Genomic DNA, 22,198 nt, shown 5'->3' with positions numbered 1-22,198 from the left:
TTGCCGCCTGATTACCGACCTTTGACGGGCCCCGGATCAGGTGTAGGACTCGCCGAGCGTCTGCCTGACCTGCTTGCGGGCCTCGTGGATACGGGACTTGACCGTGCCGAGCGGAAGCTTGAGCTGCTCGGCGATCTCCGCGTACTCCAGTTGCGAGACGTCCCGCAGGACGAGCGCCTGGATGAGGTCGGGCTTGCGGGCCTCCAGGTCCTCCATGGCGTCCAGGATGTCGACCCGGGACCCGGCGATGACGCTGGTCCGGCGCGGGTCGGGACGCTGCTGCGGAAGCTCGCCCGCCTGCTCGACCGAACGCCGCTTCAGCGACCGGTAGGTGGAGCGGGCCGAGTTCGCAACGACGACGTGCAGCCAGGTGCTGAACCGCGACCGGCCCTCGAACCGGTGGATGTTCCTCGCGACCTGCAGCAACGCGTCCTGGCACGCCTCCTCGGCGTCCTGCCGGCAGGGCAGGAACCGGGAGCTGTGCCGCAGCACGTCCGGCTCGATCCTGCGGAGGAGCTCGTTGAGGGCGCCCTGGTCGCCCTGCGCGGCCTTCACCGCCAGCTCCTCGGTCCTCTCGTCGAATGCCATGCCGCCTCAATGCTCGTTCGCGCGCTCACCCCGTTTGCTGGGATGATACGGGAGTGTCGTTCCCACCTTCAGTAGGCCGTTACCGGATCGATCGCGTCCTGGGGGCCGGGGCGTTCGCCGCCGTGTGGCTGGGGCACGACGACGCCCTGGAGTCCAAGGTCGCGATTAAGGTCCTCAACGAGAGCCTGATCGACGATCTCGACGTGCGCAACCGTTTCCTGGAGGAGGCTCGGATCCTGCGCCGAGCCGACTCCGAGCGGCTGGTCCGTGTCCACGACATCGGGGAGCTGCCGGACGGACGGCCCTACTTCGTGATGTCGTACGCGGATCGCGGGACGCTCGGCGACCGCATGCGGGAAAGACCGCTTCCGGTCAACGACGCGGTCGCGCTCGCCGAGCAGATCGCCTACGGCGTCGAGGTCATCAACACGCTGGGCGTGATCCACCGCGACCTCAAGCCGTCCAACGTGCTGTTCCAGTCGACGCCGGACGGCGGCGAGAAACTGCTCATCGCCGACCTCGGGCTCGCCAAGGCCCTCGCGCACGCCTCCGGGGCGTTCACGCTTCCGGTCGGCACGCCCGGATACATGTCGCCCGAGCAGGCGCGGTTCGGCGGCGGGCTGGACGTCCGCGCCGACGTGTACGGCCTCGGCGCGCTGACCTACCACATGGTCACCGGGCGCGCCCCCGGTCCCGCGCCGGTCAAGAAGGCGCCGAGCGAGATGCGGGAGGGGCTGCCCCCGGCGTTCGACCAGGTCATCCTGCGGGCGCTGGAGGTCGAGCGGGAGAAGCGGTGGCCGACCGCCGAGGCGTTCGCCGAGGCCCTGTCCACGTTGCGTCCGACACCCGCCCCGAGCGGGCCCGCGGCGCCCGGCCCCGGCCCCGCCCAGCAGCCCGGACCCGCGCCTGCGTACCCGCCGCAAGCGCCGCGGGTCGACGCGGACGCGACCGTCCAGGACTTCTACAGCGAAGGCGTCCAGGCCCAGCAGCCCGGACCCGCCCAGCAACCCGGCCCAGGGCAGCAGCCCGGCCCAGGACAGGCGGGCCCGGGACAGCCCGGCCCAGGGCAGCCCGGTCCGGCGCCGCAGGGCGTTCCGCCGGGGATGCGGACGCGGTTCGAGCAGTCCGGCGAGGACGACGTCCACACGTCCGAGATGCAGGTCCCGCCACGGATGCCGGAGGGCGGCGCGACGGTCGTGGACTCCCCGAGCGGTCGCGGCACGCCGTTCGGTCAGGTCGAGGGCCCCACCGCCCCGGACAACGACAATGACCGGACGATCGCGTACCGGCCGGAACAGCAGCAGCCCCAGCCGCAGGACAACGACAAGACGGCCGTGTTCGCGCCCCAGCCGGGCCCGCAGAACGCCGGACCGCAGAACGCCGGACCGCAGAACGCCGCACCGCAGGGCGCTCCCATGCAGCCGATGGGCCCCGGCGGCCAGCAGCCGTACGGAGCCCCGCCCACCGGATTCCAGCCTCCGCCCCAGGGGCCCGTCCAAGGCGGCGGGCAGGGCGGCAGGAAGGGCGGCGGTGCGCCGAAGAAGTTCGCCACGCCGCTGATCATCACGGCGGTCGTGCTGGTGGTCGCGGTGGTCGGCGGGCTGGCGCTCGGCCTGATGTTCTCCGGCGGCGGCAAGGACAAGAAGGACAAGAAGGCGCCGGCGATCCCGAAGGACTTCGTCGCGATCTCCGACAACGCCGGCAAGATCAAGGCCGCGGCGCCGAAAGCCTGGCCGAAGCAGCAGCAGGAGCAGACGTGGACGCCGTCCACCGTCAACCTGAACGACGGCCAGCCGCGGCCGGTGCTCCGCGCGACCCCGGACAAGGCCGCGTTCCTCGGCAACGGCAAGGGCCCCGGAGTCTTCATCGGCGTGACCACGGATCTGCGCCAGGGCCAGCTTCCGCCGCCGAGCGCGTCCGTCCACCCGCAGTGCACGAAGGCCGCGCCGGAGAACTACACCACCCCGGACGGTGCCCTCAGCGGGACGATCACCCGCTTCACCGCCTGCAAGACCGGCACCGCGTCGGTCACCGAGGTCGGCCTCAAGGACAAGTCCGGCAAGTTCGGTCTGTGGATCCGCGTCAAGGAGACCGACAACCGCAACGCCACCAAGGACATCCTCGACAACCTCAAGGTGACCGGCCCCTAACCCGCCCGAATCGGCGAGCAACCCCCCACCCGACGTCCGGCAGCGGACGCCGGGACATCGGCATGCCCGACCGGGGGTTGCATTGCGACATGTTTCCGATATATCGTTAATGCATCGCAACCGATCACCAACGAAGGAGTATGCGATGCACGAGCACACGAAGACAAGGCGCGGCGGCTTCCGCGGACCGCAGGAGCGCGGCCGGCGCGGCGATCCGTTCGGCCCGTGGGGGCCCGGCGGTCCGGGGTTCGGCCCGGGTCCCGGTCATCGCGGCCGCGGTGGCCGCGGACGGCGGACCCGGCGCGGCAACGTCAGGGCGGCGCTGCTCGCCCTGCTCGCCGAGCGGGCCATGCACGGCTACGAGATGATCCAGGAGCTGGACGGCCGAACCGGCGGTGTCTGGCGGCCGAGCCCCGGCTCGGTCTACCCGACACTCCAGATGCTGGAGGACGAGGGCCTGGTCAGCAGCGAGGAGGACGGCGGCAAGCGGCTGTTCTCCCTCACCGACGCGGGCCGCGAGGAGGCGGCGGCGCAGACCACCGCCCCCTGGGACGAGGTCACCGAGGCCGCCGGCGAGAACGTCCTGCGCGGACGCGAGGCGATCGGCCAGCTGATGGTCGCCCTCCAGCAGGTGATGGCCGTCGGCAGCGAGACACAGAAGGCGCGTGCGCTGGACGTGGTCAACGACGCCCGCCGCCGCCTCTACGGAATCCTCGCCGATGATCCCGAAGCCGAGTGAGCCGGAACGACCGGAACCGCCGTGGCCGACCCGGCCACGGCGGTTTCACCTTCCGCTCGGGAAGGGCGCCTGCTTGGCGAGCCGGTCTGCCATGTAGAGCTGTTTCCACACGTACAGGCCCATGTCCGAGCGCCTGACCGTGCGATTGACGGGGACGTCGACCGTGGCGCGCACCAGGTACGAGGCGCCCGGCGCGAGGTACTTGTCGCCGCCGTCCCCCGGAATCAGCGAACCGCCCGCGAGACGACGCACGATCTGGCTCTTGGTCGGCGGCGTGCACATGACCTCGGGGACGCCGGCCTGCGGCATGCAGCGTCCCCGCGCCTCCGGCGTGACGAGGTCGCGCTTGACGAACACATCGCCGGGGAAGTCGAGCAGGACCTTCTGGTCCGTCGGGTTGCCGAGGATGTACTCGATGTAGGGGAACGCCGTCCCGGACGGGGGCGAGGTCTGGAACGTCGTCACCCCGTCGCTCACCCCGGCCGTCACCGCGGCGATCCGGTACTTGGAGCCGTCGGCGGTGCCCACCGTGATGGGCGATCCCGCCAGGGGCAGCCCGCCGCCGTTCGGCGCCTGGTCACCGGCGGCCGGCGGTGCGTCCGCCGCGTCCTCGTCGCCGGAGCCGGGCGTCAGGACGAGCCCGATCGTGACCAGCCCGGCGAGGACGAGCACGCCCGCCGCGACGAGACCGCCGCGGCGTCCCGCGCGCCGGCGCGCGGCCCGGCGTTCCCGCTCGCGATCCCGCGACCCGAGCCGCACCTGGACGCCGCTGGTCTCCCGGACGCCCATCGGCTCCGGTGTGGACGGCCGCTCCTCCCGCCCGGAGTAGGCGTCCTGCGCCTCGGGGACGGCGGCCCACTCCGCGGCCCCGACCCGCGCCGCCCGGTCGGGAGCCGGCGACCGCGGAGGCGCACCCCAGACCCGCGGCGGCCCCTGCTGGGGCGGGTGGGCACCCGGCGCGGGACGGGGGGCAGGAGTCGCCTGGACGATGGGGCTGGTCGGGGCGCTCGGCGGGATCGGGGCGCCGGGCGGCTGGACGGGTGTTCCCTCTCTCGGGGTGACCTTCGGGATGCCCTGGGCAGGCGTGTGCCTGATCTCGCCCGGACGGCGCGGAAGTCCCCGTTCCGTGTCCACCGTCTAGCCTCCCGATGTCCATTGTGTGACTCCCCCGTGAAGCCACACTTACCGCAATTCACCATATTTTGGCTCAATTGGACGTCGCGTCCATGCGGACCACCGGAGTCTCGCGAGATACGACAAGTCCGGCTGTGACTCTTGTCACTTGGGCGACAACACCGACGGCGCGGGCGGCGCGGTCAGGAAAGAGAGTCAGGAGAGGGAGCCGGCGAGTCCGTCGAGGAGGCCGACCACCCCGGCCGGGCCATCGACCACCATGTCCGCCCGCTCGGCGAGCGCGGTGACCTCCGTGGACCCGCTGCACACCAGCACGCCGGGCACGCCCTGCGCGCGCAGCGACTCGACGGCGTCGAACGCGGCCAGGTCGCCGAGGTCGTCCCCCGCGAACAGCACGGCGGACGGGCGGGCCCCGCGGTCGTCGATGACCGAGCGCAGCGCCTTCCCCTTGTCCATGCCGTGCGGGCGCAGTTCGAGGACGAGCCGGCCGGGCTCCACGGTCAGCCCGGTGCGTTCCGCGAGCGCGGCCATGATGCTCCGCAGCCGTTCGAGCGCGACCTCGGGTTCGGCGCACCGCCGGGTGTGCACGGCGAGCGCCTGCCCCTTGTCCTCGACGAAGGTCTCGGGCGGGGCCCCGGCCGCCGCGAGGACGCCCGGCAACTTCGCGCGGGCCTCGGCGACGCCGGGCGGCGGCTCCGGCTCGGTCAGCACGCCGGACTCCCACCGTTCGAGCCCGTACTGGCCGAGGACGACGAGCCCGTCGATGCCCTCGAAGCCGCCGTACTCGACGGCCACGGCCGCGGGACGTCCGGTGATGATGACCAGGGCGCCGACCAGCGGGGCCAGCCGGGCGAGGGCCGGGGCCGCGCCCGGATGGGCCCGCGCCGAGGCCGGATCGGCCACGATCGGCGCCAGCGTGCCGTCGAAGTCGAAGCCGAGCACGGCCCCGGCGGGGTTCTTACGGATCGCGTCAAGGCCGTCGGCACCGGCGGCCGTCACAGGGCGGGGAGAGTTCACGTGACCAGTGTTGGTCAGATCAGGGCCGGATGCCGAGTCGGCGCGCGGCGCGGCTGCGTTGCCGCTGTGTCCGCATCCGGCGAAGGCGCTTGACGAGCATGGGGTCGCACTCGAGCGCCTCGGGCCGGTCGATCAGGATGTTGAGAAGCTGGTAGTACCGCGTCGCCGACATGTCGAACATCTCGCGGATGGCCTGCTCCTTGGCGCCGGCGTGCTTCCACCACTGCCGTTCGAAGGCGAGGATCCGGCGGTCGCGCTCGTCGAGCCCGCCTGCGCGGAAGGCGGCGCCGTCCACCCCGCCCTCGTCGTCGGCGGCGGGCTCGGCCGGGGGGCTCGGGGGTGGTGCGTCGTCCGTGGTCGCGTCCTGCGGGGGGACGTCGCCGCGGGGGTCACCGGGGGCGTTCGCCGCTCGCATCAGGTCCCCTCTGTGGTTACTGATCCCGGGTCGTCCGGGTTCGGGCGGGTGCCATGCTACGCGTCCGGGACGACAAGTTCCGGTGGTTCGCGGGGAAGGAATGCAGGTGGTCCAGTGCATCACATCCCCGTTCACCTGGGACTCTTTCGCGCCGTGTGTCACATGGAGAACGCCGGTCCCGGTGGCGTGCAAACATATGCACACTACATGCGTTAGAGTGGGTGGTTCGCGGCGTCCGGAACGGCGAACACGGAACGGAGACCTTGCATGGCGACGGAGACCTCCGCCACGGGACCGCCCGGCGAGCCGGACGCGTCCCGGGACGGGAGCCATTCCGGCACCGCTCTCTCGGAGATCGCGATGGCGCTGTTCCATCTGCGCCGCGTCTGGGCCAAGCCGGAACTCGTGAAGCGGGTCCGCGCCCAGACCTCCGCCGGGACGGACGGACGCCCGCTGCAACTGTCGAACCTCATGGTGGTGAACGCGGTCGCCGCCCTCACCAAGGCGGAATGCGCGGACGACCCGTCCTGCGAGGTGACCGTCGGCGCCGTGGCGGAGCGGCTGGAGATCGACCCGTCCACCGCGAGCCGGCTCGTCGGGCACGCGCTCGACGCCGGGCTGGTGTCCCGGCGCCCGTCCCCGGTGGACGCGCGCCGCGCCAACCTCGGGCTGACCGACGCCGGACGGCGCGTCAAGCAGGTCTCCGACCGGTTCCGCCGCGCCTACCTCGACGAGCTGATGATCGGCTGGTCGGCACGGGAGCGGGCCGAGTTCGCTCGGCTGCTCACCCGGTTCGCCGACGCGGCCGTCCAGGCACCGATGTACCCGGACGGCATCGGCCGCATCTTCGAAGAAGCCGCCGCCGACTAAGCCACCCCCGGCCCAGAGCACCAGCCGAGCAAAAGGCGCCGCTTGATCGGCCCTTGCCGGGGTTTCGGGGGCCGGCCCCCCAAGAAGGACACTGACCGGCGCCCGGAGCAGAGCACCTGCGGAGCGGCAGGCGTCGGTTAGTCGGCCCTTGCCTTGGGGTCCATGGGGCGGCCGGCAGAAAGGGCACTGACCGGCGCCCCGGTGCAGAGCACCAGCCGAGCGGAAGGCGCCGGTCGGTCGGGGTTTGCCGGGCCGGCCGGCGCCTTCGGGGGATGGGTCAGGCGCCGTTGCGGAGGGCGGACATGCGCATGAGGTACTCGTCCTCGTCGATCTCGCCGCGGGCGAACCGCTCGGCGAGCACCGACTGCGCCTTGGCCATCGGGTCGGCCGCCGAAGCGGCCGCCGCGGCGGTCGTGTTCATCCGGCGGCGGATGAAGTAGAAGGCGGTCCCCAGCACGGCCAGCCAGAACAGGCCGAACGTGATCGGGAAGACCGGCCAGAAGGCGGGCGCGTCCCCTCGGTCTTGCCAGCCGTCGTGCCAACCGCCCGGGTGCATCGCCATCGCCTGCGTCGCCAACGTCGTCACCATGGCTCATCGACCCTTCCTGTGTTCGGATACGTCGATGCTCGGCGACGGGTACGGGGGGCCGCATCGTCTGGCCGGAGTCACTCGCGCTACGCCCGCCGGAGTACCGCGATCACCACCAGGGCGGCCGGTAGTCCTCGTCGTCGGCGGGGCGCGAGTGCCGTCCGCGCGGCTCGTCGCCGGGCTGGTCCGGCGGTGGGACGGGCCACTCCGGCGGTTCGGGGTCGGCGGGACCGGCCGGCGGGACGATGGGGATCGCGCCGGTGGACAGCTCGTCCGCCGGAGGTACGGGCGGGAGCGGCGGCTCCGCGGGCGGCTCCGGGAATACGGCGGCGGGCGGAGCGGGCGTCTCGCTCTCGGGGACGTCCGGCGTGTCGAGCACGCCGCGGCGGAACGCCTCCCAGGCGTCGTCGTCCAGGGCGGGCGGCTCGTCCCGCGCCGAGCCGTTGAGCCCGGAAACACCGTCGCCGTCGCCGTTGAGGACGTCGTGCCCGTTCGTGCCGTGCCCGTTGACGCCGTTCCCGTTGGTGCCGCTGCCGCCGGCGGTGAACTCGCCGGGGACGAACGGACGCAGCTCGCTCGACATGACCGGGGGCTGCTTCGGCTCGACGGGGGCGAGCGGCGGCTCCCCGTCCCGCCCGGGACGGTCCGATGCGGCGTCCCAGACCGGCGCGTCCAGCGGCGAGGGTTCCGGCTGCGGCGCGTCCCAGAGTGAGGCGGTGTCCTGCGGCGGGACGTCCTCCCCGAAGGCGGGCCCCTGGTACACCTCGGTGTTCTGGAAGAGCGGCGTGCTGACCGGCGCGACCGTGGGCGCCGCGTACACCGCGGACGGTGCGGGCGTCCCGGACGACACCGCGACGGCGGGTTCGCGCGGCGCGGACGGCGCGGACGGAAGCCCGTAGTCGGCGACGGTGTCGGTGTCGCCGGTCTCCTCCTCCGGGCGCCGCCGCTGCCGCCAGCCGAGGATGAGCCCGACGACGACCAGCAGCCCGCCGCCGCCGAGGACGAGCGGAAGCAGGAAGCCGGAGTCGCGGGCGGACGACCGCGCCGCGGGCGCGGGCGCGGGCGACGAGGGCGGCGGCGTCTCCACCGGCCCGCTGGACGTCTTGTTGATCGTGTTGGCGGCGACGAGCGTGCGGGCGGCGTCGACCGTCCCGCGGCACTCGGTGGAGCCGGTCGGGTGGCCGGGCCGGGCCGGCGATCCCTGCACGAGCGCCCGCCTGACCTCCTCCGGGCTCAGCCGCGGGTAGCGCGAGCGGACGAGCGCGGCGACCCCGGCGACCATCGCCGACGACGCGCTCGTGCCCGTGCCGACGACGTAGCCGTTGCTGGCGTCGGCGCTGACGATCTCGACGCCGGGCGCGCAGACGGCGGCGTTGGAACGCCGGTTGCTGTCCTTCCAGAGGCGCAGCCTTCGGTCGAGCGCCCCGACGGCGATCACGCCCGGGTAGGCGGCGGGGAAGTTCTTGCGGTTCGCCCCGGAGCCGTCGTTGCCCGCCGAGGCGATCAGCACGACGCCCTTGCCGAGCGCGTACCTGATCGCCTTCTCCTGCGACGGGGTGCCGTTGTAGGACTGCCGCCCGCCGCCGAGGGACATGTTGATGATCTGGGCGCCGTGGTCGACGGCGTAGCGGATGCCCTGCGCGACGGCGTCGCGGTCGCCGGTGCCGGCCTGCTGCCCGTTGTCGCGCCGCAGCGGGTCGTCGTTCTCCAGCGTGACGCGGATGGACAGGACGCGGCTCAGCGGCGCGACCCCCATCATCCCCTGCGACAGCCCCGGACCATGGCCGTGACCTGCGATGATGCTGGCCATCGAGGTCCCGTGCAGGCCCCAGTAGCGGCTGCCGGGGCGGCGCAGCCCGCCGGTGAGGTCCGGGCCGGTGATCACGCGCCCGGTGAGGTCGGGGTGGCGCTTGTCGACGCCGGTGTCCAGGACCGCGACGGTGACGCCGCGCCCTCTGGAGTACCGCCACGCCTTCTGGGCGCTCAGGACGTCCAGGTGCCACTCGCGGGAGCGGATCTGGTCGGTCGGCGCGCCCCGCAGCGGCGCGGCCACGGCCCCGGCCGCGGCTCCGCGCACGGTCCGCCGTTCCGCCGCGGCGCCGTCGATCATCGCCGCCGGCACGACGACGGCGGCGCCGAGCGTCAGGACGGTGAGGGCCGCGGTCGTCCGGGCGCCGAGCCGGTGCGGCGGCAGGGCCGGACGGGCACGCGCCGGACGGCGTCGACCGGCTTCGGACACGCCGCCCCTCCCTCCGGCAGACCGCCGCGCTTCACGGCGGCTGACATTCTGCCACGCGAACCGGCCTTGGCCCGGGCACTCGGCACATTAGGGCACGTCCGGGACAGCGCGGATCTTCCTCTCGTGCGCCACGCCTGCATACTCACCGGTAACCCTAGGCGACACGGAATGGTAACCCGCGCGCAGGGGTCAGCGTTCGTAGCGGCGGTGGGGCCTGCGCCGCGCGCGCAGGCTCGCCACGATCGCGACGCCGATCACCGCCAGTCCGATCTGGAAGACCAGCTCGATCCAGTCGATCCCGTTGGTGGTGTCCACCCCGACCCGCTGCGCGATCGCCGTGCCGGCGATCGCCGCGACGATGCCGACGATCACCGTGAGAATGACTCCGATGGGCTGGCGGCCGGGCAGCACCAGCCGGCCGAGCGCCCCGATGATCGCCCCGATGACGATCGCGGAGATGATGCCTGTGATGTTCATTCCCTGCCTGTGCCCACTCCGTGCAGCTCATCACGCGGCCGGGCACGTCACACGGGCGGCTCAGGTGGCCTGGTCGTCTCGCATGGAGCGCAGGTCGTCGAAGGTCAGCGCGGGGCCGCCGAGGTCTCCCGGCCGCCCGGCCCGCAACCCGTCGATGATCAGGTCGAGGTGCCGGTGCGCCAACTCCTCGCCCAGTTCCCGGGGGAGCGGGCCGGGCATCGGGCGGGACAGCCGGACGAGCAGCATCCCGACGTCGCCATGGGTGACGTCCGGGCGCAGGTCGCCCTCCTCCTGGGCGGTGGCGACGAGTTCCTTCATGATGCCGACGCCTTCATCGCGTGCGGTGGAGATCTCCTCGTCGTCGAACGGGATCTCCTCCAGGAGGACGGGGAACACGGCGCCGATGCGGATGTCCAGGACGCGGTGCATGTAGCGGACGAGGGCCGCGAAGGCGGTCGGCTCGTCGTCCCGCGCGCGCTTGACCTCATCTCGGGTGCGCTGAAGGGCGTCCAAGGCGACGGCCCTGGTCAGTGCCTTCCGGTCGGGGAACCTCCGGTAGAGGGTGGCGATGCCGGTGCCCGCACGCCGTGAGATGTCCTCCAGCGGGGCACCCGGCCCCTGTTCGACGAACACCTCCCGGGCTGCGGCGAGGATCCGGTCGCGGTTGTCTCGCGCGTCGGCCCGCAGGGGACGCTCCTTCGTTGCCATGAGCCAAGCGTAGCAATCAAGTGGAGACAAATCCTCCGGTCGGTGTTACGGTGTGAGTAAGTGGAGAAAAAACCTCCGGAAGGATCGAGATCATGAGCACCGCGACCGCCACCCGCACCGCCGGTCCGCTGATCGTCGAGGCCACCGGGCCCGCGGACGTCCGCGCCGCGATCCTCGCGTCCCGCGAGCTCGGAGTGCCGCTGACCGTCCAGGCCACCGGGCACGGCACGGTCGTCCCGCCGGACGAGGGGATGCTGCTGAAGACGTCCCGCATGACCCGCGTGCTGGTCGACCCGTCCCGCCGCATCGCCCGCGCCGAGGCCGGCGCCCGCTGGAGCGACGTGATCGCCGCCGCCGCCCCCCTCGGGCTGGCGCCGCTATCGGGGTCGCACGCGTCCGTCGGCGTCACCGGCTTCACCCTCGGCGGCGGCGTCGGCCCGCTGTCCCGCCGGTTCGGGTTCGCCGCCGACCACCTGCTCCGCGCCGAGATCGTCACCGCCGACGGCCGGCACCTCACCGCCGACGCCGGCCGCCACCCCGACCTGTTCTGGGCGCTGCGCGGCGGCAGCGGCAACTTCGGCGTCGTGACGTCGCTGGAGTTCCGGCTCCACCCCGTCTCCACGGTCTACGCGGGCGTCGCGATGTTCCCGGTCGAGCGCGCCGCCGACGTGCTCACCCGTTTCCGGGACGAATCGGCCACGCGTCCGGACGCGCTGACGGTCTCGGTCGCACTGGCGAACCACGCTTCGCACGGCCGGGTCGTCATCGTCCGGGGCGTCCACACGGGGCCCGCGGCGGACGGCGCGCGGGCGCTGCGGTCACTGTGGCAGGCCGCCGGCCCGCCGCTGCACGACGACTTCCGGACGATGCCGTACGCCGAGACCGAGTCCCTGGGCGGCACCGCGCCCCACCACTTCCACCTCTACGCCGATCTCCCCGACCCTCTGATCGCCGCGATCGCCGCCGGCGACGCGTCCGGGATCGAGGTCCGGCACTGGGGCGGTGCGATGGCCCGTCCCGGCGCGGACGCCGGCCCGGTCGGGCACCGCGACGTCCCCTTCTCCCTCACCATCGACGGCTCCGACACGGATCTCGCGCCGTACGCGACCGGCGGCTCGTTCCTGAACTTCCTGCACGACACGTCCAGGACGGCCAGCGCCTACACCCCGGAGAACTTCCGGCGGCTGCGCGAGGTCAAGCGCGCCTACGACCCGCAGAACGTGTTCCACCGCAACCACAACATCCAGCCCGCCTGAAATGCGAGGTAACCGCCATGGCAACGCTCACTTCCGCTCCGGCCCCGTCCCAGAAGCTCGACCGCAGGCTCGTCACGATCGGTGTCGTGGTGGTGCTCGGCGCGATCATGTCGATCATCGACGCGACCGCCGTCAACGTCGCCACCCGCACCCTCGCCGAGGACTTCGGCGCCTCGATCACGTCCGTCCAGTGGGTGCTGACCGGCTACATGCTGGGCCTCGCCGCCGTCATCCCGGTCACCGGCTGGGCCACCGAGCGGTTCGGGGCCCGCCGCGTCTGGATCAGCGCGCTGCTGCTGTTCCTGGCCGGCTCCGTGCTCGCCGGGCTCGCCTGGTCGATGCCCGCGCTGATCGCGTTCCGGGTCGTGCAGGGCATCGGCGGCGGCATGATCATCCCGGTGGCGCAGACGATCCTCGCGCAGGCCGCGGGCCCGGCCCGGATGGGACGCGTCATGGGCTTCATCGGGCTGCCCATGCTGCTCGGCTCCGTCGCCGGCCCGATCGCCGGGGGCTTGATCATCTCGACGGCCGGCTGGCGGTGGATCTTCCTCGCCAACCTCCCGCTGGGCGTTCTCGCCGTCGTGGCCGCGTTCCGCCTGCTGCCCTCCTCCCAGGGCCGCCGGACGTCCCTGGACGTCCGGGGCCTGCTGCTCCTGTGCGGCGGCGTGACGGCGTTCGTCTACGGCACCACCGAGGCGGGACGTCCCGGCGCACTGGACGCGCCCCGCACCTGGGCGATCCTCGGCGCCGCCGCCGCGCTCATCGCGCTCTACGTGCTGCACGCCCGGCGGGGAGAGGCGCTGATCGACCTCGCGCTGTTCCGCGACCGGGGCTTCGCCGCCGCCGCGATCACCAACGTCGTCGTCGCCGTCGCGCTGTTCGGCGTCCTCGTCCTGCTGCCGCTGTACTGGCAGGTCGTCCGCGGCCACGGCCCCCTCGCCACCGGCCTCCTCCTCGCACCCCAGGCGCTGGGCGCCGCGGTGGCGATGCCGCTGGCCGGACGGATCACCGACCGGGTCGGCGCCGGCGTCGTCGTGCCCACCGGAATCGTCCTCGGGCTGCTGGGCACGGCCGCCTACACCCAGATCCACGCGGACACGTCACCCCTGCTGCTGGCCACGGCGCTGTTCGTGATCGGCCTCGGCCTGGGCGCGACGATCATGCCGTCCATGGCGGCCGCCTACCAGGCCCTGCCGCCCGCGCTGATCCCCCGGGCGACCAGCGCGATCAACACCCTGCAGCGGATGGGCGCGTCCGTCGGGACCACGGCCCTCGCGGTGATCCTGCAGCACGAGATCACCGCCCAGGCGCCCGGGCTCGGCGCCGCCGCCCTGGCCCCGCTCCCGGATTCGTCGCGCATCGCCGTGGCCCCGCTCCTGGCGACCGCCTTCGGGCACGCCTTCTGGATCGCCCTGGCCATCGGCGCCCTGGCCGTCGTCCCGGCGCTCCTGCTGCCGCGGAACGCGCGGTCTACCTCCGGATGACCCTCATGGGCACGGGCCCGGCCGGGCGGTAGGTGATCTCCGCCCGGCCGGGCACCGTCACACCCGGCACCAGGTCGAGCCGATGAGTGCGGCTGATGGTCGCGAGGACCAGGGTCGCCTCCAGCATCGCGAACCCGGCGCCAACACAGATCCGGCGCCCGCCTCCGAACGGCAGGTACGCGTACCGTGAACGGCGCTGCTCCCCCATGAACCGTTCCGGCTGGAAGCCCTCGGGATTGGGCCATATCTCGGCGTTCCGATGGATCAGGTAGGGCGGGATGGCCAAGGTGGACCCGGCCGGCACCTCCACCCCGGCGACATCGTCATCGTCGAGGGCGTCGCGCTCGATCGTCCAGGCCGGCGGATACAGCCGCATGGTCTCCGAGAGGACGGCCTTCGTCCACGGCAGCTGATCGACGTCCTCGGCTTTGGGCTCCCTCCCGCCGAGGACCTCGTCCACCTCGTCCTCCAGCCGCTCTCTGGCCGCCGGGTACCGCGACAGGACCATGAACGTCCAGGCCAGCGAGGCCGCGGTGGTCTCATGGCCGGCGAGCAGCAGGGTCAGAACCTCGTCCCGCAGTTCCGCCTCGCCGAACTCCCCGCTCTCCTTGAGGAGATTCAGCAGTTCCCCACCGGACGATCCCCGGACGACCCGCTGCACCATTCCGTCAAGATGATCCAGCGCCCCGGCGAGCCCCGGCACGCGCCGGTACACCCCTCGTTTCGCCGTGGCCGCGGGCAGGAACGTCCCGGCGACGGCGCCCCGCTGGAGCGCCTCAAGCGATCGCCCGGTCCGTTCCGCCTCCGCGCCCAGCTCACTTCCGAACAGCGCGCGCCCGACAATGCCCAGCGTCAGTTTCCGCAGTTCACCGGCCGCGTCGAGCGCCACTCCGTCCGGCCATCGCCGCACGACCTGCTCGGTCGTCTCCACCATTTGCGGCGCGAACCCGACGACGTGCCGCTGGGAGAAGACCGGCTGAACCACCCGGCGATGCCGCCGCCACGTCTCCCCTTCGCTGGTCAGAAGCCCGTCCCCGAGAACGGCCCGCAACGGCCGATACGTAAACGCCTTCACATAGTTGTCCTGGTTGGCCACCAGTACCCGCTCGGCATGCTCGGGCCGCGACAGCAGAAAGAAGGACCGCCCCACCCCGAACGGCACCCGGACGGCATCTCCATACCGCCGGGAGAGCCCTCCATAAGTCCGGAGCGGATCCCGAGCCATCCGCCCCCACCACCGAAGAGCCTCGACGCCCCACGGCCCCGCAACACCCGTCTGCCCCATTCCCCCACCGTAGGAAGCGCCACGCCCCCCGACAACCCCACCGCCCCCCGACCGGGAACGAACCGGACAATCTGCCGCCCCCCGGATCATCCCCGGCTGTTCGGTGGGGCTCCCCCGCGTCATGGTGATGCGCCGACGCGGGGCGAATCCCGTAAGTGCACTTAAAATGGGATTGTTGCCTGTTGGCTTGAGTGGCATCGCCGACACAATTCCGTCCGTCCATGGCAACGTGGAAGCTTCGCGGCGCATGCACTCATTAAATCTTTCCTTGCCGGTCATGCATCTTTGCTATACCGGTCGCCAGGTACCGTTGAAATATGGAGGACGCCGCGGAACCCGATCGGATCATCGGCATGGCCACCCGGCTGTTCGCGAACCTCGGCTATGACGGCATGTCCCTCGGAATGATCGCCGACGCATTCGGCGTCCCCGTATCCACGGTGACCACGGCGGCCGGAGACAAGCGCCGGCTGTATCTGACGGTGATGCAGCGTGCCTTCGAGGCCGAGCGGGAGGCATTGCAGTCCGCGATGGACACCTGCCCGCCGGGACGCGCGTGCGTGCACCACATCCTCGACGCCTACATCGACTTCCACGTCGGGCACCCATACGTCAGGGCGCTCTGGGCGCACCGCTGGGTGTCCGACGCCGCCGACATCCCCGACCTGGAGAATCACTATCCCCGCCTGCTGTTCCGGCTGGTGGGCAGCAGAATCAAGGACGAGGTCCCGGCGGGCGTCAACACCTACTACCTGCTGGGCATGATGGTCTGGTGCGTCCACGGCTTCCTGGGCTCCGGAGTACTTGCGGCCGATCAGGGAATGCTGCCCGCGGACGAACCGAAAGTATTGGCGGAGTTCAGATCCCAAATGCACCTGATGTTCGAAGGCATGCTGACCGCGCGCCAATGAATACCCAGGGACCCGAGCACCATCGGGCCCTTTCGGTGCCGGTTCTGATCTTCAGCACCTTGCGCGCGGAAAATCCCGCGGCTCGAGTGAAGCAATTGCCAGGGCTCTGCGGGCCTCGGCCGGACACAGAAGGCGGCCTCCGGGCCGCTTTTTTGTGTACTTCCGTGCCGTGCTTCTTCCTGCGCGGAGCGCATAAGACCAGCCCGGGCTCCGTTGTTCAGCGGGTTCGTGCCGGCGGCACGATCTCGCCGACGGCACCCGAAGTCTCCAGCCGGACGACGGTGGGACCACGCTCGCACTCCCACGTGGTGACGTTGGCAAATGTCGTCTCCCCGTGGCGCCAGAGCCCCCCATCCTGGTGGATGTGACCGAACATGTGCAGCTTGGGACGGACCTGCCGCACCCGGGCCAGCAGGTCCTCACAACCGTGGCGTCCGGGGTAGGCGTTCGCGTCACCGATTCCGAGCGGAGGCCCGTGCGTGACCAGGACGTCGACGCCGTCCGGAATCATGGCCCATTTCTCCGCGAGGGGACGGCCTCGGGGAAGGTTGAACGCCCACTCGTTGAACTCCGGCTGCCAGGGACTGCCCCAGAACGTGACGCCGTCGATATCCGTCCCGCTGTCCTCCAGGTAGCGGATGCCGCGGTCGGCCAAGACGGCGCGGGCACGTTCGGGCTCGTCCAGGAACATCCAGTCGTGGTTGCCGGCGACGACCACCTTCGTCCGATGCGGAAGGTCGCGCATCCAATCCGCGGCGTCCTTGAGCTCATTGAGGTCCTTGCCGTGCCGGCACAGGTCACCCGCGTGCACGAAGACATCCCCATCGGGGACAGCAAGCTCGCGATGATAGGTATGCGTATCGGCGACCGCAACAATTCGCATAACGCAAGCGTACTGAGCCTCTATACCACCATTAACCCGCCCGGAGTGTCCGGCTGTGGCGGTCATGGCCTGCTTAGAGCGTCGCGCGAGTCCGACGCCGGTAGTAGGCGAGGGTGACGGCCGCGAGGAGAGGGCCCCACGCGACCAGTGGCGCGTAGGCGACGATGGCCAGGGCGCCCTGCCAGGTGTCGGGGCTGAGAGGAGCGTCGGCGGCCAGTGGACGCCCCGCCAGGTTTCGTCCGATCACCAATGCCACCGCTGCCCACGTCCACAGGGCGGTCAGGACGGTCGCGCCGAGAGCCCCCGGCACCACGGCCACGAGCGTCGGCACCCGACGTCCACGCAGGAAGGGAACCCATCGGGGGAACACCTCGCCCCATGTCGAGACGAGCCCGACAGCGGTGAACGCCAGCAGCTCCGAAACCACCGAGAGCAGCACCACGTACAACTCCAGCGGCATCCAGGACGGCAGATCGCCACTGGCGTCGGGCCCCACGTCCCGCATGATCGGCAGATGGAGGGTGACGGCCGAGATCCGCCACAGGCTGGACGGCAGCACCGTGAACGGGACGATCAGCGCGGCCGTCCGCGCCCAGCGCGGTACCCCGGCGACGGGTGCGTGCGCACCGGCCCAGGCGGCACGCAGCCGAGGCAACCGCGGTGCGGGGGAAGCGACAGCGAAATCGGTCATGGCTCGAAGATCGCGCACAGGATCACGACCTCACATCCCCCACCGGCACGACCGGCATCCCCCGCCAGGGGGAATCGCCCTCGAACGCCTCACGCGCCATGCCCTGGAGGTAGGCACGGCATGTGCACAGGCAGAGGCGATCAGGTCAGGCTTCGAGCCCCGTCAGCAACCGCGCTACATCGAGTCCAGTGTTCAGGTAGTCCACGAACAAGGAGTTGTTCAGCGCCCACTTCGATCGGCGGTAGCGGACCAGAAAGATCGCGTCATCGGTGCTGTAACCCAGGAGCGTGAGGGCATGGGCCATGACAAGACCGGACCGGTTGTAGCCGGAGTGGCAGCGGACCAGCACACGCCGGCGTTGCTCGATCGACTCCGCCGCCAGTTCGGCCGCCCGAGCGACCGCCTCGATCTGCTCAGCGGTCAGCGGCCCGTCGGGTATTTCCACACACCTGTGCTCGACGCCGCTGTCTGGACCGTGCCCCTCCTGAACGTACAAGCTGATCACTAGATCGAACTCACGACTCACGATGACCGGTGTCCGGATTCCCGACGGATCCCGGTAGTAGTGGCCGCCCATCCACAGCAACGGGACGATCTCATCCCAGGGCGTCCCGGCGTCAGGCGCTCCCCGGCCCTCGGTCCGCATGGCCTCGCTCCTTGCAGTGCCGCCCAACCACCGCAAGGCCGGGCAAGATCAACTGATCACGCCATCACCGTACAACGCGAACTGCCGATCGCGGCATGACATGAGAGGGCGGCCAGGAGTGGCCGGTAGGGCACCGATCCCACCGGGGTCACGTCTCCTCGAGTTGCCGCAGGTTCTCGGCCAGTTCGGGGACCGTCGGCAGCACCTGCGGGTCGACGCTCTGCCGGATCAGACCCGCCTCCTCGTCCCCGCGTTGCCCTTCGAGGATGAGGACGACGAACCCGGGGGGAAGCGAGCCGTGGATGCCGCCCTGCCGCGCTGTCGTGGTCATCGCTTTGCAGACACGGGCCATCGCGGCGTCGTGTGCCGCCTCAAGCGCGTCTATCGCCGCATCCGTTTCGGCCTCGGTGGCGGCGGCCGCGAAGTACTCCTCAGTGAGACGGTGATACCAGGGCGACATCGCATCGCTCGCGGCGTCCAGGACGTCCCACCGCCACTCCGGCGGAATGAACCGTGTCGAGTACCTATGGTCCTCTCCGCCTGGGCGCACCTCGTTCACCGCTGCCTCAGTGTTGGCGGCCAGGGCCGGCGAGAGGATCTCGGTACCGTCCATGTAAAAGAGATGGAAGGCCGCGGCGTACAGCCGCTCGCCTTGGTGCGCTTCTGCGAGAGCGGTCAGGGTGCGGCATCCGCTGTCGTGCCAAGCCGTCTCGAAGGCGCCCCAGTCCATCGCCGCATGCTATCTCAGCCCTTCAGTCCCGAATTCTGAGGCCAGGGCGCGAGCCGGGGCTCTGGTTGACTTGTTCGCTGGTCTCGTAGCGGCGGCGCCATGCTTCGCAGCGGACGACGAAGGCGGGAAGGTGGTGAGCCTCGAAGTCTTCGGCCGACCAGTCGTCGGGGCCGACCTCAACGCCTGCGTCCCATACGTAGGTCCAGCCATGACGGCCGTCGGCCAGGTCGATGCGGAGGAGTTCGTATCCCGAGTCTTCGAAGGCGTCCAGAACGCGCCATTCTTGGATGGTGAGGCCGCTCAGGAGAAAGCCGCGTGCGGTAGTGCTGCCGGGGACGAGTCCGGGGTAGACGCGCTCAGGCAGGGTGGCGACGCGCCATCCCTCGGCGGCTGCGGGTTCGCGGTGGGGAACGCGGTCGATGAGGGCGAACAAGACCTCAGGAAACTGGAGGCTTCCGTAGACGAACAGGGCCTCCGGGCCCACCGACAGGCGGTCCCGATCCCCAGAGGGCGACAAGGTCGGTTGGGGCGAGCGGGGCACGGTACGCGGCATGGAGCACCTCCCGGGACACCTTAACGTCGGCCTCGGAGAGGGCCGCGACCAGTCGAACCCGACCGGACAGGCCCACATCCTGGTCACGCCATAAAGTCACCATGGCTTGCCGTGCGGTCCGATCCCTGGCCTCCTTGCCGTGTCGAAGCTGGTCTGGGCTCGGATGGCACCCGATCGCCCTACCGGCACCCCGGCGCTGCGCTTCACAGTGCTCGCGGCGACATCTGTCCGGTGGGTTCGGTGCGGCCCCGCTGCCCGGTGGGCGGAGGGGCCGTGAGCTGCTGGGGACCGATCTATCCGAGCACCGGGTAGTTCGCGCGGAACACGTTGTGCGGGTCACGGGCCCGCTTGATCTCCCGCAGCCGCGCGAGCGCGCTGCCGGAGAAGGACTTCGCCGCCGTATCACCGGGGGACAGCAGGGTGTACGGCTTGCGGCCGCTGATGTAGGCCCCCAGGTCGGCCACGACCTCGGCCTGCTTGGCGTGCGTCGCATCGGCGGCGTGCGGCAGGCCGAGACCCAGCAGGCCGAGCAGGTACGGCTCAGCCACCGCGCCGCTCGCGCCGGCCCCGCCGCCCGGCTCGGCGAGCGCCCCGCCCAGGTGCCTGATCTGCACGTTGATGAGCGGTTCGACCGGCTTGGCCAGCAGGAGCTCCACCGCGTCCGCGTCCAGGCCGGTGAGCAGCTCCGAACGAGCGATGGATGGGACCGGATCGGTGGGTTCGGCGGTGATGTCACCCAGGTCGGCAACCGGGACGACGCCGCGGCTGTCGGAGATCGCGCCCTCGATCTTGTCGATGCGCGCCAGCAGGCCCTCCCCCTGAGCCGCCTCACCCATGTAGGCCAGATCCAGTGTCACCATCGGCGACGCGCCGGGGGGCTGGAGCCGGTTGATCCAGACACTGAGTTCACGCGGCGCCTCGGCGGTGATCTCCAGGAACGCGTCGTACACCTCCCTGGTCCGGTGCTCCGGCCAGATCACGCGCCCGCCGTACAGGACCGGCGCGGGATACAGCTCGAGTTCGAGGGCGGTCACCACCGCGAAGTCCCCGCCACCGCCGCGCAGCGCCCAGAACAGCTCGGGATCGGAGTCGGCGGTCACCCGGCCCGGCTCGCCATCGGCGTCCACGATGTCGATGGCCCGCACGCTGTCGGAGGCGAAGCCGTACTTGCGGCTGAACCAGCCGACCCCACCGCCCAGGGTGTAGCCGGTCACGCTGACCTCCGGCGCGCTACCGGACAGACCGGTCAGACCCAGCGGACCGGCCGCCGCCAGCACCTGCCCCCACTTCACGCCCGCGCCCACCCGGGCCACGCGCTCCTCCGCGCGTACCTCCACCTCGTTCAGCAGGCCGGTACGCAGCAGGATCAGGCCTTCCACATCACCCGAGGCGCCATGCCCGCTCGGCTGCGCGGTCACCGTCATACCCGCCCGCCGCGCGTAACGCACGAGCGCCGCCACGTCATCGGCATCCGCGGCCTCCACCACGGCCGCCACCGGCTGCCTGACAGTCAGGTTCCACGCGGTGGCCGCCTGTTCAAAGCCGTCGTCATCGGCCAGGAGCACGCGCCCTTTGAGGACACCACGCAGATTGTTGATCGTCATCGTCGTCTCCTTGTTTCGAGTTCTCAGAAAATGCGAAGGAATACCGCTTCGGGGCGTGCGGCGTCAGGCGGGCTGCGCGGCGGGCGCCGGGGCGCCGGCCTCCTGGGCCTTGCCGGTCTCGCGGAGGATCAGCAGGCCCGTGACCGCGATCAGCGCCGAGGTCAGGCCGTGGATGCCGAACGCGGCGGCCGTGGAGCCGTGGTGGGTCAGAACGCTGATCATGTCGCCGAACGGGGCGACGGCCATCATCAGCAGGACCCAGCCCAGGGCGCGGCGGTGGCCCGTCACCAGCAGGATGCCCATGCCAAGGCCCATCGCGAGTTCGCGGCTGCCCTTCAACATAGGAAAGCCGCTGTCGTCAGAGGGCCAGTTCGGCAGGCCCGGGAAGGTCGTCCCGAGGGGCAGGACGAAGGACAGCCCGAGGTAGAGGGTGAACAGGACACAGGCGGTGGCCAGGACGGTGTTGACGTTCTTCAGCGACATGGTTTTTCTCCTTATGACGTTCAGACTGGGTCGGGCAGGGTTCAGCCGCGGACGCGGCGGATGTGGCGTGCGTAGCGGGGGCGGCCGATGACGTGCCAAATGACGCGGACCGGGGCGGGGAGGCCGCGCAGGACGAGGGCGCGCTCGGCAGGGTTCGCGTCTTCCAGGACGGCGCCGAAGAGCGTGAGCAGGGTGAGCTTGGGCGTGTTGTTCACCATGTGGCCGCCCAGGGAGGCCCACTCCTGCTCGGTGAGGTGCTCGGCCGCGAGCGGGAGGAGGGTGGCCTCCTCGTCGTCGATGTGTTCCAGCACTACCGCACGGTGCTCGGCGAGGGCGGCCACGAGGGTGTCGCGTTCGTCGGCGCCCGCGGTGGCCTCCCAGGCGGGGACCGCGGCGTCCAGCCTGGTCAGGGTGGCCGCAATGTGTTCGTGCTGGGCCTGCATACGCAGGACGATGTCGGCCTCCAGGTCGACGCGGGAAAGGAGCGGCGGCCACAGCAGCTCGTCCTCGCCCTCGTGGTGGTTGTGCAGGCCCATCCGGTAGATGCGGAAGTGGTCGGCGATCGCCTTGGCGCGAGCGGTGTCACCCGGGGCCACGGCCGCGACGAGCTCCATCAGCAGCCGTGGCTCGCGGCGGAAGACGCGGTGGACGATCTCCATGTCCTGGGTGTCGACGCTCATCTGGTCCTGCCTTTCATCGGTTGCGACGTGTTCAGGTTGCTCCCAGGTGTTTGGAGGGGACTTGGA

The 22,198-nt window shown here is 71.3% G+C and carries 23 protein-coding genes; 6 read left to right on the top strand and 17 right to left on the bottom strand.

Going from position 1 to position 22,198, the window contains the following annotated elements; genetic code table 11:
• Positions 1 to 36: 36 nt before the first annotated feature.
• A complete protein-coding gene (locus ACQPXG_RS06790; RefSeq protein WP_141578537.1) occupies positions 37 to 588 on the bottom strand; it encodes an RNA polymerase sigma factor in 552 nt (183 codons plus the stop codon).
• A 53-nt stretch (positions 589 to 641) separates the two neighbouring features.
• Between ACQPXG_RS06790 and ACQPXG_RS06785 the strand changes: the two genes are divergently transcribed.
• Both ACQPXG_RS06785 and ACQPXG_RS06780 read left to right on the top strand, forming a co-directional pair.
• Positions 642 to 2,738, top strand: a complete 2,097-nt coding sequence (locus tag ACQPXG_RS06785; RefSeq protein ID WP_433466755.1) for a protein kinase domain-containing protein — start codon at positions 642 to 644, stop codon at positions 2,736 to 2,738.
• A gap of 145 nt (positions 2,739 to 2,883) precedes the next feature.
• Entirely contained in the window at positions 2,884 to 3,477 is a 594-nt protein-coding gene (locus ACQPXG_RS06780) for a PadR family transcriptional regulator (RefSeq protein ID WP_433466754.1), read from the top strand.
• A gap of 45 nt (positions 3,478 to 3,522) precedes the next feature.
• On the opposite strand, the gene ACQPXG_RS06775 is transcribed toward ACQPXG_RS06780, so the two are convergent.
• The 3 genes from ACQPXG_RS06775 to ACQPXG_RS06765 all read right to left on the bottom strand — a co-directional run bounded on the left by ACQPXG_RS06775 (position 3,523) and on the right by ACQPXG_RS06765 (position 6,043).
• Positions 3,523 to 4,611 carry a hypothetical protein gene (locus tag ACQPXG_RS06775; protein ID WP_433466753.1) on the bottom strand — a complete coding sequence of 363 codons (1,089 nt, stop codon included), beginning with the start codon at positions 4,609 to 4,611 and terminating at the stop codon, positions 3,523 to 3,525.
• Positions 4,612 to 4,806: 195 nt separating this feature from the next.
• Positions 4,807 to 5,628, bottom strand: coding sequence for a trehalose-phosphatase (otsB, locus tag ACQPXG_RS06770; protein ID WP_433466752.1), 822 nt, complete (start codon positions 5,626 to 5,628; stop codon positions 4,807 to 4,809).
• A gap of 19 nt (positions 5,629 to 5,647) precedes the next feature.
• Entirely contained in the window at positions 5,648 to 6,043 is a 396-nt protein-coding gene (locus ACQPXG_RS06765; RefSeq protein WP_433466751.1) for a DUF3263 domain-containing protein, read from the bottom strand.
• Between the two features lie 267 nt (positions 6,044 to 6,310).
• Between ACQPXG_RS06765 and ACQPXG_RS06760 the strand changes: the two genes are divergently transcribed.
• The gene (locus ACQPXG_RS06760; RefSeq protein WP_433466750.1) at positions 6,311 to 6,913 is read left to right on the top strand and encodes a MarR family winged helix-turn-helix transcriptional regulator; all 603 of its coding nucleotides are present in this window, start codon (positions 6,311 to 6,313) and stop codon (positions 6,911 to 6,913) included.
• A gap of 277 nt (positions 6,914 to 7,190) precedes the next feature.
• On the opposite strand, the gene ACQPXG_RS06755 is transcribed toward ACQPXG_RS06760, so the two are convergent.
• The 4 genes from ACQPXG_RS06755 to ACQPXG_RS06740 all read right to left on the bottom strand — a co-directional run bounded on the left by ACQPXG_RS06755 (position 7,191) and on the right by ACQPXG_RS06740 (position 10,926).
• Complete coding sequence (locus ACQPXG_RS06755; RefSeq protein ID WP_433466749.1) at positions 7,191 to 7,502, bottom strand: SHOCT domain-containing protein; 312 nt, start codon at positions 7,500 to 7,502, stop codon at positions 7,191 to 7,193.
• A gap of 109 nt (positions 7,503 to 7,611) precedes the next feature.
• Positions 7,612 to 9,741: a S8 family serine peptidase gene (locus ACQPXG_RS06750; protein ID WP_433466748.1), complete on the bottom strand. Its 2,130-nt coding sequence runs from the start codon at positions 9,739 to 9,741 to the stop codon at positions 7,612 to 7,614.
• 189 nt (positions 9,742 to 9,930) lie between these two features.
• On the bottom strand, positions 9,931 to 10,218 hold the full coding sequence (locus ACQPXG_RS06745; protein WP_433466747.1) for a GlsB/YeaQ/YmgE family stress response membrane protein: 288 nt from the start codon (positions 10,216 to 10,218) through the stop codon (positions 9,931 to 9,933).
• 60 nt (positions 10,219 to 10,278) lie between these two features.
• Entirely contained in the window at positions 10,279 to 10,926 is a 648-nt protein-coding gene (locus ACQPXG_RS06740; RefSeq protein ID WP_433466746.1) for a TetR/AcrR family transcriptional regulator, read from the bottom strand.
• 92 nt (positions 10,927 to 11,018) lie between these two features.
• Between ACQPXG_RS06740 and ACQPXG_RS06735 the strand changes: the two genes are divergently transcribed.
• Positions 11,019 to 12,182, top strand: a complete 1,164-nt coding sequence (locus tag ACQPXG_RS06735) for an FAD-binding oxidoreductase (RefSeq protein ID WP_433466745.1) — start codon at positions 11,019 to 11,021, stop codon at positions 12,180 to 12,182.
• Positions 12,183 to 12,199: 17 nt separating this feature from the next.
• Positions 12,200 to 13,666: an MDR family MFS transporter gene (locus ACQPXG_RS06730; RefSeq protein ID WP_433466744.1), complete on the top strand. Its 1,467-nt coding sequence runs from the start codon at positions 12,200 to 12,202 to the stop codon at positions 13,664 to 13,666.
• Here the strand turns inward: ACQPXG_RS06730 and ACQPXG_RS06725 are convergent.
• Entirely contained in the window at positions 13,653 to 14,891 is a 1,239-nt protein-coding gene (locus ACQPXG_RS06725) for a cytochrome P450 (RefSeq protein ID WP_433466743.1), read from the bottom strand. The two genes, ACQPXG_RS06730 and ACQPXG_RS06725, sit on opposite strands and share 14 nt — an antisense overlap.
• Positions 14,892 to 15,268: 377 nt before the next feature.
• Here ACQPXG_RS06725 and ACQPXG_RS06720 point away from each other — a divergent pair, with 377 nt between their 5' ends.
• The gene (locus ACQPXG_RS06720; RefSeq protein ID WP_433466742.1) at positions 15,269 to 15,862 is read left to right on the top strand and encodes a TetR/AcrR family transcriptional regulator; all 594 of its coding nucleotides are present in this window, start codon (positions 15,269 to 15,271) and stop codon (positions 15,860 to 15,862) included.
• Positions 15,863 to 16,079: 217 nt separating this feature from the next.
• Here ACQPXG_RS06720 and ACQPXG_RS06715 read toward each other — a convergent pair whose 3' ends face one another.
• The 8 genes from ACQPXG_RS06715 to ACQPXG_RS06680 form a co-directional block, all read right to left on the bottom strand.
• Complete coding sequence (locus ACQPXG_RS06715; protein ID WP_433466741.1) at positions 16,080 to 16,745, bottom strand: metallophosphatase domain-containing protein; 666 nt, start codon at positions 16,743 to 16,745, stop codon at positions 16,080 to 16,082.
• Positions 16,746 to 16,818: 73 nt separating this feature from the next.
• Positions 16,819 to 17,436 carry a hypothetical protein gene (locus ACQPXG_RS06710; RefSeq protein ID WP_433466740.1) on the bottom strand — a complete coding sequence of 206 codons (618 nt, stop codon included), beginning with the start codon at positions 17,434 to 17,436 and terminating at the stop codon, positions 16,819 to 16,821.
• 145 nt (positions 17,437 to 17,581) lie between these two features.
• Positions 17,582 to 18,082 carry a protein-tyrosine phosphatase family protein gene (locus ACQPXG_RS06705; RefSeq protein ID WP_433466739.1) on the bottom strand — a complete coding sequence of 167 codons (501 nt, stop codon included), beginning with the start codon at positions 18,080 to 18,082 and terminating at the stop codon, positions 17,582 to 17,584.
• Positions 18,083 to 18,230: 148 nt separating this feature from the next.
• Positions 18,231 to 18,812, bottom strand: coding sequence for a DUF4303 domain-containing protein (locus ACQPXG_RS06700; protein WP_433466738.1), 582 nt, complete (start codon positions 18,810 to 18,812; stop codon positions 18,231 to 18,233).
• Positions 18,813 to 18,834: 22 nt separating this feature from the next.
• Positions 18,835 to 19,365: a gamma-glutamylcyclotransferase family protein gene (locus ACQPXG_RS06695; RefSeq protein WP_433466737.1), complete on the bottom strand. Its 531-nt coding sequence runs from the start codon at positions 19,363 to 19,365 to the stop codon at positions 18,835 to 18,837.
• A 293-nt stretch (positions 19,366 to 19,658) separates the two neighbouring features.
• Entirely contained in the window at positions 19,659 to 20,969 is a 1,311-nt protein-coding gene (locus ACQPXG_RS06690) for an FAD-binding protein (protein WP_433466736.1), read from the bottom strand.
• Positions 20,970 to 21,032: 63 nt separating this feature from the next.
• Positions 21,033 to 21,452: a DUF4267 domain-containing protein gene (locus ACQPXG_RS06685; protein ID WP_433466735.1), complete on the bottom strand. Its 420-nt coding sequence runs from the start codon at positions 21,450 to 21,452 to the stop codon at positions 21,033 to 21,035.
• 41 nt (positions 21,453 to 21,493) lie between these two features.
• On the bottom strand, positions 21,494 to 22,132 hold the full coding sequence (locus ACQPXG_RS06680) for a hemerythrin domain-containing protein (protein ID WP_433466734.1): 639 nt from the start codon (positions 22,130 to 22,132) through the stop codon (positions 21,494 to 21,496).
• Positions 22,133 to 22,198: the final 66 nt, after the last annotated feature.

Source organism: Spirillospora sp. CA-128828 (genome assembly GCF_050945415.1).
Taxonomy (GTDB): domain Bacteria; phylum Actinomycetota; class Actinomycetes; order Streptosporangiales; family Streptosporangiaceae; genus Spirillospora.
This window is presented reverse-complemented; position numbering and strand designations above follow the sequence as displayed.